We start from the raw sequence: 14,840 nt of genomic DNA on the forward strand, positions 1-14,840 counted from the left end.
CGGGCGCACCGGCCCGGGGGGACGGCGTGTCCTGTGGGGTCACCGGGGCGCCTCTCTGTGGAACCGTTCGAGCCCCGACCGTACGAAATGCCCGTTACACCTGTGTCACCCCAGCCGATCATGGGCCGTAACACCGGCCACACAGCGGTGCCGGGCCCGGTGTGAGAACCAGGGGTACGCGCGCGTGGACCCGGACCGGGGTACGCGCGCGTGGACCCGGACCGGGGTACGCGCGCGTGGACCCCGGACCCGGACGTGACCCGTCGGCCGTCAGGACCTGGCGGCGCCCCCGGCGACGTCCGTGACGCCCGTCGTGACGCCCGTCGTGACGTCCGTCGTGGCGTCCGTGGCGCGCAGGAGCCGCAGGAAGGCCTTGAGGCCCGTGATGATCTCCTCGTTGTCGGTGAGACGGTTCACCGTCGACTCGAACTCCCGCGCCAGCGCGGCGATCCGCCGGTCGGTCTCGTCCGCGCGTCCGTGGGCCGAGAGGGCGACGGCGTCCACCGTACGGCGCAGCTCGGCGAGGGCCCGGTACTGCTCCTCGGCCTTGCCGTCGAGCACCGAGGCGCCGCTCTCCAGGGCGGCGACCCGCCCGGTCAGCGCCACCACGTCGTCACGCGGGAACGTCACGTCCCGGAGCAGCACGCGGAGCCTGCGCCGCAGCCGGCCGAAGTACGTGCCCGCCGGGCGGAAGAACGTGCTCAGGAGGAAGAACCCGGCGAACCAGTGGCCCGCCTCGCGGCCGGTCGCCAGGGCCACGGCGAGCGCCGCGCCGGCCGTCACCACGTGCCCGGCGACGGCCACCCGCAGCATCACGCGCGCGATGCGCCGGGTCTCGGCGTCCCGCTCGGGGGAGACGGCGATGCCCTTCTCCCGGCTGACGGCGATCTCCCCGAGGACCGCCTGCGCGCGGAAGTACAGGTTCCACGGCGCCGTGAGCAGCAGCAGGAGCCAGAGCAGCCCGAGGGCGCCCGCCCCCACGGCGAGCAGCGTGCCGGGCGGCACCCCCACCACGTACGCGAGGACCAGCGCGCCGACCGCGAGCCCCGCCGCCACGAACACACCCACGACCTTGCTCATGCCGCCCCCTCCGCGCCGCCCCACCACCCTGGCGACATGGTCCTGCCAGGGCCCGCCCGGCGGCATGAGTACCGCTACTCAGATCGCCGCCCCGGCCGCGCCCGGAGCGGCCCCGGGCGGTGGCGGCGCCCGGCCGCCCATGGGACCATTTGTATGAAGCACCAAGCCCATGTGGGGGTCGAAGAGGGCGCCATGCCTGTCATCACCGAAACCATCGACATCTCCCGCAGGCCCGCGGAAGTCTTCTCCTACGTCACCGACCCGACCCACCTGCCCGAATGGCAGGAGAGCGCCGTCTCGGTCCGGAAGATGGGCAGCGAGCCCCTCGCGACCGGCTCCAAGGTCGCCGTCACCAGGCGGCTCGGGCGGCGGGAGTTCACCTCGACCATGCAGATCATCGAGCTGGATCCGCCGCGCCGCTGGCACGTGCACGGCATCGACGGACCGGTGCGCGCCGACGTCCGGGGCACGATCGAGCCGCTGGACGACGGGGAGCGTTCCCGCGTGACGATCTCCCTCGACTTCGAGGGCCACGGCGTCGGCAAGGCCGCCGTCCCGCTGGTCGTCCGGCCGCACGCGCGCAAGGAGATGCCGAAGGACGAACGGACCCTGAAGGGCATCCTGGAGAGCGGCGCAACCGCCTGACGGCCGGCCCGGGCCGCCGGCCGGGACCCCGCCGGACGGCGGAACCCCGGCCAGGGGCCTCGGGCGGCCTCGGGCTCAGCTGATCGCGAGCGGATCACCCGGCGCGAGCGCGGCCGCGATCCGCGTGGCGACGACCTCCGCCGTGTTGCCGTCCGGCGTGTCCGCCGTCTTGGTCGAGGAGACCGCGATGGCGAGCCGCTTGGACGGCAGATACGCCTGGATCGCCGCGTACCCCGAGAACGACGGGTTCTGTACGACCCAGTTGTTGACCACGATGACACCGAGGCCGAAGTGCTTGGCCTCGGTCTGCTTCAGGCAGATCGAGGCGGGACACGTCCTCGTCCCGCCGCCGAGACCGACGGTCCCGGGATTGATCAGGGTGCGGTACGAGCGCGGTGAGAGGAGCTCGCCGCTGCCGATGGCCTCCGCCGAGCGCGCGAGATCGCAGATGTGGGTGGTGATGACCGCGCCGGGCGCGGTGGTCCACGAGGGGTTCCAGAAGGTGGACTCCTCGTAGAGGCCGCGGTCCGAGGTGAAGGCGTGCAGGACCGGACGCGGGATCTCGGGCGTGAAGTTGTTCTGCGTGTCGCGCAGCTCCAGCGGCCCCGTCACCTTCTCCCGCACCAGGCGGTCGATCCGTACCCCGGTGATCTTCTCCAGGGCTCTGATCAGGTAGACGTAGTTGGCGTGGGAGTAGCTCCAGCTCTTGCCCGGCTCGTACCAGAAGGAGTGGCGCAGCGGGAACGCCACCAGCTCCTTCGGGGTCCACGCCCGGAACGGGTTCGCCGTGAGCTCCTTGCCGAAGGCGGGGTCGGTGACGTAGTCGTGGAGTCCGGTCGTGTTGCTCGCCAGCATGCGCAGGGTGATCCGGTCCGCCTTCGGCAGGTCGGGCAGCCAGCGCTCCACCGTGTCGTCGAGCCGGACCCGCCGCTCCTCGACCAGCTTGAGCAGGGTCGTGGCGATGTGGGCGAAGGCCACCGAACCGGCCCGGAAATGCATGTCCGGCTCCGCCGGGACACCGGTCATGGACTGGCCGAGCGCGTCGGTGAGCACCTCGCGCCCGTCGAGGGTGACCCGCACCTGAACGGCGTTCAGCCGGAGGTCGGACTTGGCCTTGCGGGTGATGTCCAGGACCCGGCCCGCGGCGCCGTCCGGCCGGCCCTGGGTCCGTACGCAGTCCGACCCGCCCCGGCCGCCGTGCCCGTCGGCGAGCGCCGGCGCGACGGCGGTCGTCTGGACGGTGAGGGCGAGGAGCGCGGCGCAGAGCAGAGCCCTGCGGGACCGCGCACGCCTGCGCGTGCGCGGAGTGAGGGGGGTGTGTGTCATGCCCCGCACTATGTCCGGGGGCGGACGCTCCGACGCGCCGAACACTCCGCAACCGCCGCCGAACACGCCCGACTGGGGCAGGCGACACCGCCGACGGAGCAGTCACGGCGCGGACGCGTCCCTCGGCGGCGGCGGGCCCTCCGCCCGTACGGCCCGGACGACGACCACGGTCACACAGAACGCGATGAGCGTCTCGGCCCAGAAGAAGGCGAGGTAGTCGAGGAGGCTGCCGATGGGCGGCGCCCCCGGCGCGGTGTTGCGGAAGGCCGCCAGGGCGAACAGCGTGGCGGCCATCCAGCCCAGGGCGGGCCAGGTGAGGCCCATGCGCCGCCGGACGAGGTGCCGGCCGCCCATGAGGACGGCGACGGTGAGCGCCCACATGGCCAGCATCATGAAGACGGCGAACACGAGCACGCTCCGGGACCGCGCCACCTCCGCCGAGAACACCGCGGCGCCGTTGACCTCCGCGGTGTCCACGGCGAGCGAGAACAGCGCGTCCCGGTTGGAGAGCGTCATCCGGACGGGAACGGTCCGGCCGCCCTGCACGGCGCCGAACTCCATCTCCGTCTCGTAGGCGTCGAAGGGGTAGTCCGTGACCGCGCCGCCGGTCAGCGCGACGGGCACCTCGACGGTCGCGATCCGACCGTGGGCGGGGAAGCTGAGGTCACCCCGGACGGCGGACGAGGTCTGGAGGGTCAGGTCCTCGGTGGGGGAGATGCCGCCGGCCTCCGCGAGCGCGCCGCGCGGGGTGACGAGGACCCGCAGGACCAGCTCCCGGCCGGTCGCGTCGACGCGCTGGACGGACGCGTCGATGTCGATCCGGTCGGGAGCCTGCCCGCCGGCCGTGAACCGGGTGTCCAGGTCCTGGCGCTCGCCGAACTGGAGCCACAGCCCGCAGAGGGCGGCCGCCGCGACGGCGAGCAGCACGAGTGCCCCACTCAGTGGCCCGCCGGGGGCCCGCGTATGACGTCGTTTCAGGGACACGGCCGCGCTCCGGGGTGGGGGAGAGGACGGGGGGCGGGGCGGACGCCGCCGCCGTCGGCGGCTTCCGCGGGGGTCAGGCGGCGGGCTTGCCCGGCTGGTCGTGGGTCGCGCAGTGGATGCCGCCGCCACCGGACGCGATGGTGTCGATCTGCACCTGCACGACGTCCCGCTTGGGGAAGTGCTCCTGGAGGATGCCCCGGGCCCGGTCGTCGGCCTTCCGGTCGCCGAACCTCGGCATGAAGACGGAGTCGTTGGCCACGTAGAAATTGGCGTACGTCGACACGAAGTCGTCGCCCTCACCGGTGATCCGGGCGAGGTCCGGCTGCGGCAGGTCCACGATCTCGAAGCGCCGGCCGCGCGCGTCGGTCGCCTTCTCCAGGACGGAGCGGGCTTGGTCGGCGGAGCGTGACCACGAGTCGGCGGGGGAGCCGGGGAAGGCCTGGTCGAGCAGGACCACCCCGGGCGCGGTGAACCGCACGAGGCTGTCCACGTGTGCGTCGGTGATGTCCTGGCCGCGCACTCCGGCGAACCAGACGACCTTCTCCACGCCGAGCGTCTCGATCAGCTCGTCCTCGATCTGGTCGCGGGTCTTCCCCCGGTTCCGGTTGTCGTTGACGATCGAGCTCTCGGTGACGAGGAGGGTGCCCTCGCCGTCGGTCTCGAAGGAGCCTCCCTCGGCGACGAGCGGCGCCTCCTCGCGGGGGATGCCGTACTTCTTCAGCAGCAGCCGGCCGACCTCGGCATCGTTGGTGTGCTCCTGCTTCCCACCCCAGCCGTTGAAGTTGAAGTCGACGCCGAGGAGCTCGCCCCCGTCCTCCACGAAGACGGGCACCGTGTCGCGCGCCCACAGGTCGTCGACCGGCAGCGCGATGACCTCGACCTGGGAGCCGCACGCCCGCTGGGCGGCCGCGACCTGGTCCGGCCTGGCCATCATGACGACGGCCTCGTACTCGGCGACCGCGCGGGCGATCCGGGCGATGTCCTCCCGTACGAAGGGCAGGTCGTCCTCCCAGACGGAGGCGAGCGCGGGCCACGACATGAACGTACGGGTGTGGCTGTCCCACTCGGCGCCGAAGCGACGCTCACCGCGCGCGGCCGCGGGGCTGCCCGACCCGGTGGCGGGGCGGGTCGGGGTGCCGGTGGCGCCGGCCGGTCCCGACGCGTCGGGACCGCAGGCCGCGGCCCCCAGGGCGAGGGCGCCGCCGATACCGGCGAAGGCGCGCAGGGTCGTACGCCGGGAGGGAGGGAGGTGGGACACGCTGTGCTCCGATCATGGGCTGGCGAGACTATCCAGCGACGGCGGGCGGGTCGCGGTGACACACACGCGGCGCGGCGGGATTCGCGGGCCTGGGCCTCACACGGGCGGCCGCGTACCGGGAGTACGCGTCCGGGCGCCCGGGGTGTGAGTGGGGGTGGGCCGTGCCGCCACTCTGACACTGACCGGATTTTCAGTCAAACCGCCCGCCCGCTTCCGCCCCCTGTCAGCGTTCGCCCCCGCCCGCGTCCGTCACCCCGTCGTGCACACGGCCCGGCGGTCCGGCAGCGCCAGGAGGGCCCGTGCCTCCGCCGCGATTCCCTGCCGCAGCAGCTCGCGCGCGTGGCCCACCGGCAGGACGCCGATCAGCCAACGGGTGCTCAGGCCCTCCAGGAGGGCGGTGAGCCGCTCCGCCGCGGTGACGAGACGGGCTTCCGGGGCCGCGGGGACCGCCAGGCCGAGGAGGTCCGCGACCTCGCGGACCCAGTCGGCCCGTGCCCGCGCGAGTTCCTCCCGCAGCTCGGGGTCGAAGACCGCGCCGGCCCGCAGCTCGCCCCACGCCGTGCTGTTCTCCCGCACCTCGGGCACTTCCTGGAGCTCGAGGAGCAGCCTCCGCTCCAGCTCCTCCAGCGGCGGCCCGGGCTCGCGGGGGTCGGCGGGATCGCCGCGGGTGTACCGCTCCGCGCGGGCGCCGATGAACTCCAGCGTGCTGCGCAGCAGACCCGCGCGGTCCTCGAAGTGGTAGTAGACGAGCGCCTTGGAGACACCCGCCTCGGCGGCCAGCTCGTCGACCCGGAGCCCGCGCACGCCACGGCGTGCGATCACCAGGGCGGCCGCCTCCAGGATGGCCCGTCTCCGGTCCTTCATCCCGCACTCCTTCTCTCCGGTTCCCGGGCCACACGCCCGGGCCTGTCTGTTGACTGAAACTTTAGTCAATAGGCGCATCTGGCCGTACTCGGGTGATCGCACCGCTCCGCCGTCCGGATAGGGTTCACGGCATGTCGTCTCGCAGTACTCAGATCCTGGAAGCGGCCGCCCGGTTGATCGCCCGGCGCGGGGTGCGCGGACTCCGTGTGGAGGAACTCGCCGCGGAGGCCGGTGTCTCCACCGGCCTGATCTATTACCACTTCAAGGACCGCACCGGGATCCTGCGGCACACGCTGGAGTTCATCAACGACCGCGCGGAGCGGTACACCACCTCGCGGGACCCCGACGCGGAGCCGCTCGGCCCCCGCGAGGAACTCGACGAGGTGCTCCTCCTGGAGCTCCAGGACACGCCGGAGGTACGGGAGAACAGCTCGGCCTGGGGCGAGCTGCGGGCGAGCGCCGTGTTCGACCCGGTCCTGCGTGAGGACCTGGCCCGGGCGACCCTGGTCTGGGTGCAGGAGGTGGCCGCGCTCCTGGGCCAGGTCCAGCCGATGGCGCCGGCCGCCGTGCTCGCCTCGGCGGCCGAGCGGCTCACCGCCCTCCTGGAGGGCCTGAGCATGCGCTGGCTGAGCGGTGGCCTCGCGATCGAGCACGCGCGGAGCCTGCTGCGGGAGGCCGTCGACGTCGAGCTGGCCGCCCTGCGGCAGCCGTAGCCGGGCGTCGGTCGCGGGCCGCGCGACCACCCGTTGTTCATGTCCGCGCCCTTGCGGGTCTCCCCCTGACTTGACTCTTGACTGACTTTTCAGTCAGTGCCACAGTGTGGGCATCGCGAGGTCCCGCCGCCCGCCCTGCTCGGCCCGCGGGCGGCGTCGTGGACCCAGACGAGAGGCCCGCCCCACTCCGCCTCCCCCTTCCCCCCCTTCCTCTGCCTCTCCCTGTTCCTTTTCATACCCATGGTCTTGACTGAAAATTCAGTAAGGGCCACGATCCTTCCACCGATCGAAATGAGACACCGATGAGCACGTACCGGATGCCCGCCGAATGGTCCGAGCACGAGGGCTGCCTGATGGCGTGGCCCACCCGCGTCGACCTGTGGCACGACGTCCTCGACGCCGTGCAGCAGGAGTACGCGGACGTCGCCCGCGCCGTCGCCCGCTTCGAACCCGTCACCATGGTCGCCCCGCCCGGCGCCGGCGACGAGGCCCGCGCCCGCTGCGGCGCGGACGTCACCGTCGTGGAACTGCCGCTCGACGACTCCTGGTTCCGCGACTCCGCGCCGATCTTCGTCCTGGACGGCGACGGACGCCGCGCCGGTGTCGACTTCCGCTTCAACGCCTGGGGCCGCAAGCACCACCCGTACGACTCCGACGACCGGGTCAGCGCCCTCCTCCTGGAGCACCTCGGCGTCGACCGCATCGCCTCCGACATGATCCTGGAGGGCGGGGCGATCACCGTCGACGGCGAGGGCACCCTCATCACCACCGAGCAGTGCCTCCTCCACCCCAACCGCAACCCGGACCTGACCCGCGAGCAGATCGAGGCCGAGCTCAAGGGCCGGCTCGGCGTCAGCAAGGTGATCTGGCTCCCGTACGGCGGACTGCTCGACACCGAGACCGACGGCCACGTCGACGGCGTCTGCGCCTTCGCGGCCCCCGGCAAGGTCGTCGTCTCGCTGCCGGACGACCCCGCGCACCCCGACTACGCCCGGATGCGCGCCAACCGCGCCGTCCTGGAGGTCTCCACCGACGCCCGGGGCCGCGCCCTGGAGATCGTCGACGTTCCCCAGGTCGCGTTCGCCGAGGTCGCCGGGGGACAGGTGGAGGTCTCGTACCTCAACTACTACGTCGCCAACGGCGGTGTCGTGGTCCCCGTCGCCGGAGTGCCGCAGGACATGGCCGCGCTCGACGTCATCTCCGCCGCCTACCCGGACCGCAAGGTCGTCGGCGTCCGGGCACCGGTGATCGCGTGGGGCGGCGGCGGCGTGCACTGCATCACCCAGCAGGTCCCGGCGGCCCGCCCCACCGCCTGACGCCCGCCGTCTCCCGCCCCGCGCCCCCGTCGCACCTCCCACCGCCTGACGGCGGCGCGCGTCCCCACCCGCGTCACCCCCTGCGTACGAACGAAAGAGAGAGCGCGACGATGACACCCGCACCCCCACCCCGCGTCTCCCGACGCCGCCCCGGCCCGCTCCGCGGCCGGTCCGTCCCTGCGGCGGCCGCGCGGGCGACGCTCGCGGTGCTGTCCTCGGTCGCCGTGCTCGCCGCCTGCGCGGGACCGCCCCGGGACGGGACGGCCGGTCCCGGCTCGTACCAGCTCTCCGCCGGGACTCCGAAGCCCGCAGGCGACATCGACTCCTTCACCTGGGCCGTGTACGCCGAGCCGCCGACGCTCGACCACACCGTGGCCTTCGACTACCCGCAGAACACGATCCTCGCCAACGTGTGCGAGAGCCTGATGCGCTGGACCCCGGGCCTCACCCTCGAACCGGGCCTCGCCGAGAAAGCCTCCAACCCCGACCCGACCACCTGGGTGTACGACCTGCGGCGCGGGGTCCGCTTCCACGACGGCCGGACCATGAGCGCCGACGACGTGGTCTTCAGCCTCGGCCGCCAGATGGACCCGGAGAACGCGGCGGCCTGGGCGCAGAACTTCGAGAACGTCTCGTCCGTACGGAAGACCGGCCCGCTGCAGGTCACCGTCAAGCTCAAGAAGCCGGACTCCCAGTTCCCGCAGTACATGGCGACCGCCGCCGGCGTCGTCGCCTCCAAGGCCGGGGTGATCGCCGCCGGCAAGGACTACGGCACGTCCGGCGGCCTGGCCTGCACCGGCCCGTTCTCCCTCGGCGCCTGGCAGAAGGGCCAGTCGCTGGAGCTCGACCGCTTCGACGGCTACTGGGGCACCCGGGCCAAGGCGGGCAAGGTCGTCTTCCGCTTCCTGACCGACCCCACCGCCCGGACGAACGCCCTCCTCAGCGGCGAGGCCGACGGCGGCTACCTGATCCCGACCGAGAGCTACGCCCGGCTCAGGACCAGCGGCGTCGGAACCCTCTACTTCGGCGAGAGCCTCAGCACCGTCAACGTCAACGTCACCGACATGAAGGGCCCGCTCGGCGACGTCCGGGTCCGCCGTGCCCTCTCGCTCGCCCTCGATCGCTCCGGCTTCGTGAAGGCGGGTCTCGGCGGCGCGGGCACCGTCACCAACTCCCTCACCACCAAAGCCGTCTGGGCGGGCGCCTCACCGCAGGTCCGGGAGGCCGCCTTCGCCGGACTGCCGCCCACCGAGCGGGACATCGAGAAGGCCCGCGCGCTCGTCCAGGAGGCCGGCGCCACCGGCAAGACCCTGACCGTCGCGACCAGTTCGATCGGCCAGGACGTCTCGCTGCTCGCCACCGCCGTCCAGGCGGCGGGCAGCCGGATCGGACTGAACATCACCCTCAAGTCGGTGGCCCCCAACGCCTTCACGGCCCTGTTCACCGACCCGGAGGCGCGCGAGGGCATCGACATGTTCCCGCTCACCTACTACGACTCGATCACCGACCCGCTGGACCTGCTCACCAACTTCAGGACCGGCGCCTACCTCAACTTCGCGGGCTACAGCGACAAGGCGTACGACGACCTCGTCGACCGGGCCACCGCCACCTACGACCGCGACAGCAGGCTCCGCATCGAGACCGAGCTGCAGAAGCGGGCCGCCGAGCAACTGCCGTGGATCCCGGTCGCGGAGTGGCCCACCGCCCTCTTCCTGAACAAGAGGATCACCGGCGCCCCCACCACCATCGCCTACATGTACTACCCGTGGGCCGCCGACGTGGGGGCCGCGCCGTGAACTTCCTGAGATTCGCCGTCCGGCGGGTCGCCGAGATGGCGGCCACCCTCCTCGTCGCGTCGTTCGTCGTCTTCGGCGCGATGTACCTGGCGCCCGGCAACCCCGCGAGCTTCCTCCTCTCCGGCCGCTCGGCCTCCCCCGAGGCGCTCGCCGCGGTCAACGCCCAGTACCACCTCGACGACCCGTTCGCGGTGCGCTACCTGAACTGGCTCGGGGACATGCTCCAGGGCGACTTCGGCCGCTCGCTCACCTACCGCACCGACGTCTCCCGGCTCCTCGCCGACCGGCTGCCCACCACCCTGCTGCTGATCGCCATGGCACTGGTCCTGGTGGTCGCCCTCGGCCTGCTGCTCGGCCGGATCGCCGCCGTACGCGGCGGCGCCACCGACTCCGCCGTCCTCGTCGCCACCACCCTCGCCGTCGGCACCCCGTCATTCGTCGCCGCCGTCCTGCTCCAGGGCCTGTTCGCCGTGAAGCTCGGCTGGTTCCCCAGCGGGGGAGCGGGCGCCGGGCTCCTCGACCAGATCTGGCACCTGACGCTCCCCGCGATCGCCCTCGCGCTCTACCTCGTCGGCATGCTCGCCCGGGTCACCCGCTCCGCCATGCTCGAAGCGCTCGCCGGCGAGCACGTCACCGTCGCCCGCAGCCGGGGCGTCCCCGAGCGGCAGGTCATCCGCCGGCACGTGCTGCGGAACTCGCTCGGGACCGTCCTCACCACCGGCGGCCTGATCGTCTCCACCCTGCTGGTCTGCACGATCCTCGTGGAGACCGCGTTCAGCATCGGCGGCATCGGCCAGCTCCTCGAACTGTCCACCACCACCAAGGACTTTCCGACCGTCCAGGCCATCTCCCTCGTCATCGTGGCCCTGTTCATGGCGGTGAACCTGGTCGTCGACTTCCTGCTGCCGCTCGTCGACCCCCGGATCACCCTCGGCACGAGAGGGGCGGACGCATGAGCACCGCACTCACCCGGCGGCCCGTACTCGCGAAACTCCGCGCCCCGTCCGGCCGTTCACCGCTCCACCTGATCTGCCTCGGCCTGGTCGGCCTCATCGTCGCCGCCGCGCTCCTCGCACCCTGGCTCGCCCCGCACGACCCCAACGCCGTCGACCTGGGGGCCGCGCTCGCCGGGCCCTCCGCCGAGCACCCCTTCGGCGTCGACGCGGCCGGCCGCGACACCCTCTCCCGGATCCTCCTCGGCGCCCGCACCTCGCTGCTCGGGCCGCTCGGCGTCGTCCTCTTCTCCACCGTCGCCGGGGTCGCCCTCGGCACGGCGGCGGCCTGGCGCGGCGGCTGGCTCGACTCCGTCCTCTCCCGGGCCACCGAACTCGTCTTCGCCTTCCCCGGGATGCTCCTCGCGGTCCTCGTCATCTCGGTGTACGGAGAAGGGCTGCTCGCCCTCGTCCTCGCGCTCGGCCTCGCCTACCTGCCCTACGTCAGCCGGCTCACCCGCTCGCTCGTGCTGGCCGAGCGCGCCCGGCCCTACGTCAGCGCCTACCAGGTCCAGGGCCACTCGGCCGCGCAGATCTGTCTGCGCCACGTCCTTCCCAACATCGCCCCCGTCGTCCTCGCCCAGTCCACCATCAACTTCGGCTACGCCCTGATGGACCTGGCCGGCCTGTCGTTCCTCGGTCTGGGCGTACCGCCGCTCACCCCGGACTGGGGCCGCATGGTCTTCGACGGGCAGACCGCCGTGCAGTACGGCTACCCGCTCTCCGCGATCCTGCCGTGCCTCTTCGTCGTCCTGACCGTCGTCGCGTTCAACGTGGTCGGTGAGCGCTGGGCCGACCACGTCGCCAGGAGAGACCGATGACCCCGTCCCCCAGCACACCCCCCGCGCACACCCCCGGCCCGCCCGCGCTGGACGTCCGGGGCCTGCGGATCACCCTGCCCGGCACCGCCCGGCCCGTCCTCGACGGCATCGACCTCACCGTCGGCGCGGGCGAGACCGTCGCCCTCGTCGGCGAGTCCGGATCGGGCAAGACCCTCACCTCCCGCAGCGCCCTCGGCCTGCTGCCGCCGGGTGCCGTCACCGAAGGCACGGTGCTCGTGTCGGGTCACGACGTCCTCGCCCTGGACGCGGACCGACTGCGCGCCCTGCGCGCCGACACCGTCGCCATGATCTTCCAGGACCCGCGCGCCGCCCTGAACCCGCTGCGCCGCATCGGCGACTTCCTCACCGAGGGCGTCCGCTCGGCCCGCGCCACGAGCAAGGCCGACGCCCTCGCCCGCGCCGTCGAACTCCTCGACGCGGTCGGCCTGGACGAAACCGCCCTGGGGAAGTACCCGGGTCAGGTGTCCGGAGGCATGCTCCAGCGGGTCATGATCGCCGCGGCGCTCATGGGCGACCCCGCGCTCCTCCTCGCCGACGAGCCCACCACGGCGCTCGACGTCACCACCCAGGCGGAGGTCATCGCCCTCCTCGCCCGGCTGCGGAAACGCTTCGGCACCGGGCTCCTCTTCGTCACCCACGACCTCGACCTGGCGGCGGCGATCAGCGACCGGGTGTACGTCATGTACGCCGGCCGGATCGCCGAGGCCGGGCCCGCCGAAGCCCTCTTCGCCGGCCCCCGCCACCCGTACACCGCAGCACTGCTCGCCTCCACACCCCGGCTCACCACCCCCGGCGGGCCGCTCTCCGCCATCCCCGGGCAGCCGCCGGACCTCCGGACCTCCCTCACCGGCTGCGCCTTCGCGGCCCGCTGCCCGCTCGCCACCGAGGTGTGCGAGCAGAGCGTGCCCGAACCCCGACCGGCCGAGGAGACGGCGGCGCACCTCGCCGCCTGCCACCACAGCGACCGGCTCGCCGCCGAAGGGAGCGTCGTCGATGCCTGAACCCCTCCTCGAAGCCGTCGGCCTGCGGCGGGACTTCGGCCCCGTCCACGCCGTGGACGGCGTGTCCTTCACCCTGCCCGAAGGAGGCTCGCTCGGCATCGTCGGCGGCTCCGGCTCGGGCAAGACCACCACCGCCCGCATCGTCGTCGGCCTGGAGCGGGCGGACGCCGGCGAGGTACGGGTACGGGGCGAGGCCAGGCCGGCCCGGGCCCGCGGCAGGGCACAGCGGCTGGCCAGGGCCCGCGAGGTCCAGATGGTCTTCCAGGACCCCTACCTGTCCCTGGACCCGCGGACCGGCGTCGACCAGGTGCTGCGGGAGACCCTGCGGCTGCACTTCCCCGACCGGGACCCCGAGCCCCGTATCCGCGAACTCCTCGACCAGGTCGGCCTCGGCAGCCGCGCCGCCGACGCCCTGCCCCGGCAGCTGTCCGGCGGCCAGCGCCAGCGCGTCGCCATCGCCCGGGCCCTCGCCGTCGAGCCGGCCGTCCTCGTCCTCGACGAGGCGGTCGCCGCCCTCGACGTATCCGTGCAGGCCCAGATCCTCAACCTGCTCGCCGACATCCGCGCCCAGACCTCCATCGGCTACCTCTTCATCACCCACGACCTCGGCGTGGTCCGGTGCGTCACCGACGAGGTCCTCGTCATGCGCCACGGCAGCGTCGTCGAGGCCGGCGGCACCGCGGAGGTGCTCGCCGCGCCGCAGCACCCGTACACCAGGCTGCTCCTGGAGTCCGTCCCGCGCCCCGGCTGGAACCCGGACCGGATCGCGGCCGCCCGCCAGGAGCTCACCTCACCCCCTCGCACCGCCCACCCAGCACCCAGGAGGCAGAAGTGAACCGACCCGAGGCGCACAAGACCGTTCGACGGGGCCTGAACAGGCGGGGATTCCTCGTCGCGGCCGGTCTGACCGCCGCCGGCGCGGCCCTCGCGACCACCACCGAGGGCCGGGCCCGTGCCGCCTCGGCGGCCGGGACCTTCCGGGTCCCGGTCGAGGACGCCCGGCACACCCGTACGTGGATGGCCTGGCCGGACAGCACGTCGATCTGGGGGAACACCCTGAGCGGGGTCCAGGCGGACATCGCCCTGATCGCCCGTACGGTCGCGAAGTACGAGCCGGTCGTGATGTGCGCCAACTCCGGCAGCGCGGCCAAGGCCCGGCAGCTGTGCGGCTCCACGGTCACCGTCATCAGCTCCATCCCCGTCGACGACTGCTGGATGCGGGACAGCGGACCCGTCTTCCGTACCGACGGGGCCGGCGGTCTGGACGCGGTCGGCCTCAACTTCAACGGCTGGGGCAACAAGCAGACCCACGCCAGGGACGCCCTCGTGGCCGGCCGGGTCGCGTCCTACGCGGGCGTTCCGATCACCTACGCCGACCTGGTCGGCGAGGGCGGCGCCATCGAGCAGGACGGCGCGGGGACGCTCATGGCCACCCGCAGCAGCCTGGTGAACCGCAACCGCAACCCCGGGGTGTCCGAGCGGCAGCTGGAGGCGGCGATGTGCGCGGCGTACGGCGCGTCGAAGGTCATCTGGTTCGACGGCGTCCGGGGGCAGGACATCACCGACGACCACGTCGACGCCACCTCCCGCTTCCTCGCGCCGGGCGAGGCCCTCGTACAGATGCCGCTCGCCTCCGACAACGACGCTTACGCCCGCGACGCCCGTCAGCAGTTCAGCGTCCTGTCCGGCGCGACGACCGCCACCCGCGTCCCGATGGACACCATGCGGCTGCAGGGCCCCGACTACTACAAGATCCGCTCCTCCAACCCGGACTTCCTCGCCTCCTACGCCAACTTCTACCTGTGCAACGGCGCCGTGATCAGCGCCCATTTCGGTGACACCCGCGCGGACCAGGCGGCGAAGGCCACCCTGGCCCGGCTCTACCCCGACCGGGTGATCGAGCAGCTGAACATCGACCGCCTCGGGACGGGCGGCGGCGGCATCCACTGCGTCACCCAGCAGCAGCCCGCCGCCTAGGGCCTGCCCTTCAGCGCGCGGTTCCACGGTTGCTCCGTGCCGGTCC

General features: G+C 73.0%; 14 protein-coding genes. 9 read left to right on the forward strand and 5 right to left on the reverse strand.

What is annotated here, in order from left to right; all coding sequences use genetic code 11:
• Positions 1–270 precede the first annotated feature (270 nt).
• Positions 271–1,080: a hypothetical protein gene (locus DEJ43_RS35445; RefSeq protein ID WP_233448028.1), complete on the reverse strand. Its 810-nt coding sequence runs from the start codon at positions 1,078–1,080 to the stop codon at positions 271–273.
• Positions 1,081–1,272: 192 nt separating this feature from the next.
• Here DEJ43_RS35445 and DEJ43_RS35450 point away from each other — a divergent pair, with 192 nt between their 5' ends.
• Positions 1,273–1,725, forward strand: a complete 453-nt coding sequence (locus tag DEJ43_RS35450; RefSeq protein ID WP_041664545.1) for an SRPBCC family protein — start codon at positions 1,273–1,275, stop codon at positions 1,723–1,725.
• 75 nt (positions 1,726–1,800) lie between these two features.
• Here the strand turns inward: DEJ43_RS35450 and DEJ43_RS35455 are convergent, their stop codons facing one another.
• The 4 genes from DEJ43_RS35455 to DEJ43_RS35470 all read right to left on the reverse strand — a co-directional run bounded on the left by DEJ43_RS35455 (position 1,801) and on the right by DEJ43_RS35470 (position 6,157).
• On the reverse strand, positions 1,801–3,051 hold the full coding sequence (locus tag DEJ43_RS35455) for a serine hydrolase domain-containing protein (RefSeq protein WP_041663257.1): 1,251 nt from the start codon (positions 3,049–3,051) through the stop codon (positions 1,801–1,803).
• A gap of 102 nt (positions 3,052–3,153) precedes the next feature.
• A complete protein-coding gene (locus DEJ43_RS35460) occupies positions 3,154–3,978 on the reverse strand; it encodes a DUF4436 domain-containing protein (protein WP_223831202.1) in 825 nt (274 codons plus the stop codon).
• Positions 3,979–4,108: 130 nt separating this feature from the next.
• Entirely contained in the window at positions 4,109–5,293 is a 1,185-nt protein-coding gene (locus DEJ43_RS35465) for an agmatine deiminase family protein (protein ID WP_015038275.1), read from the reverse strand.
• Positions 5,294–5,542: 249 nt separating this feature from the next.
• Positions 5,543–6,157 carry a TetR/AcrR family transcriptional regulator gene (locus DEJ43_RS35470; RefSeq protein WP_051025984.1) on the reverse strand — a complete coding sequence of 205 codons (615 nt, stop codon included), beginning with the start codon at positions 6,155–6,157 and terminating at the stop codon, positions 5,543–5,545.
• A gap of 131 nt (positions 6,158–6,288) precedes the next feature.
• On the opposite strand from DEJ43_RS35470, the gene DEJ43_RS35475 reads away from it, so the two are divergent.
• The 8 genes from DEJ43_RS35475 to DEJ43_RS35510 all read left to right on the forward strand — a co-directional run bounded on the left by DEJ43_RS35475 (position 6,289) and on the right by DEJ43_RS35510 (position 14,794).
• Positions 6,289–6,870: a TetR/AcrR family transcriptional regulator gene (locus DEJ43_RS35475; protein WP_015038277.1), complete on the forward strand. Its 582-nt coding sequence runs from the start codon at positions 6,289–6,291 to the stop codon at positions 6,868–6,870.
• 302 nt (positions 6,871–7,172) lie between these two features.
• Entirely contained in the window at positions 7,173–8,186 is a 1,014-nt protein-coding gene (locus DEJ43_RS35480; RefSeq protein WP_015038278.1) for an agmatine deiminase family protein, read from the forward strand.
• A gap of 110 nt (positions 8,187–8,296) precedes the next feature.
• Positions 8,297–9,982 (forward strand): ABC transporter substrate-binding protein, encoded by a 1,686-nt coding sequence (locus tag DEJ43_RS35485; protein WP_015038279.1) that lies wholly within the window; start codon positions 8,297–8,299, stop codon positions 9,980–9,982.
• Entirely contained in the window at positions 9,979–10,938 is a 960-nt protein-coding gene (locus DEJ43_RS35490) for an ABC transporter permease (RefSeq protein WP_015038280.1), read from the forward strand. The genes DEJ43_RS35485 and DEJ43_RS35490 overlap by 4 nt, the downstream gene beginning before the upstream one ends.
• Positions 10,935–11,795: an ABC transporter permease gene (locus tag DEJ43_RS35495; protein ID WP_015038281.1), complete on the forward strand. Its 861-nt coding sequence runs from the start codon at positions 10,935–10,937 to the stop codon at positions 11,793–11,795. The genes DEJ43_RS35490 and DEJ43_RS35495 overlap by 4 nt, the downstream gene beginning before the upstream one ends.
• On the forward strand, positions 11,792–12,817 hold the full coding sequence (locus DEJ43_RS35500; protein WP_015038282.1) for an ABC transporter ATP-binding protein: 1,026 nt from the start codon (positions 11,792–11,794) through the stop codon (positions 12,815–12,817). The genes DEJ43_RS35495 and DEJ43_RS35500 overlap by 4 nt, the downstream gene beginning before the upstream one ends.
• Positions 12,810–13,652, forward strand: coding sequence for an ABC transporter ATP-binding protein (locus DEJ43_RS35505; protein ID WP_015038283.1), 843 nt, complete (start codon positions 12,810–12,812; stop codon positions 13,650–13,652). Before DEJ43_RS35500 ends, DEJ43_RS35505 begins: the two co-directional genes overlap by 8 nt.
• Positions 13,649–14,794 (forward strand): agmatine deiminase family protein, encoded by a 1,146-nt coding sequence (locus tag DEJ43_RS35510; RefSeq protein ID WP_015038284.1) that lies wholly within the window; start codon positions 13,649–13,651, stop codon positions 14,792–14,794. The genes DEJ43_RS35505 and DEJ43_RS35510 overlap by 4 nt, the downstream gene beginning before the upstream one ends.
• The last annotated feature ends 46 nt before the right edge of the window (positions 14,795–14,840 follow it).

It is taken from the genome of Streptomyces venezuelae ATCC 10712 (assembly GCF_008639165.1).
GTDB lineage: Bacteria > Actinomycetota > Actinomycetes > Streptomycetales > Streptomycetaceae > Streptomyces > Streptomyces venezuelae.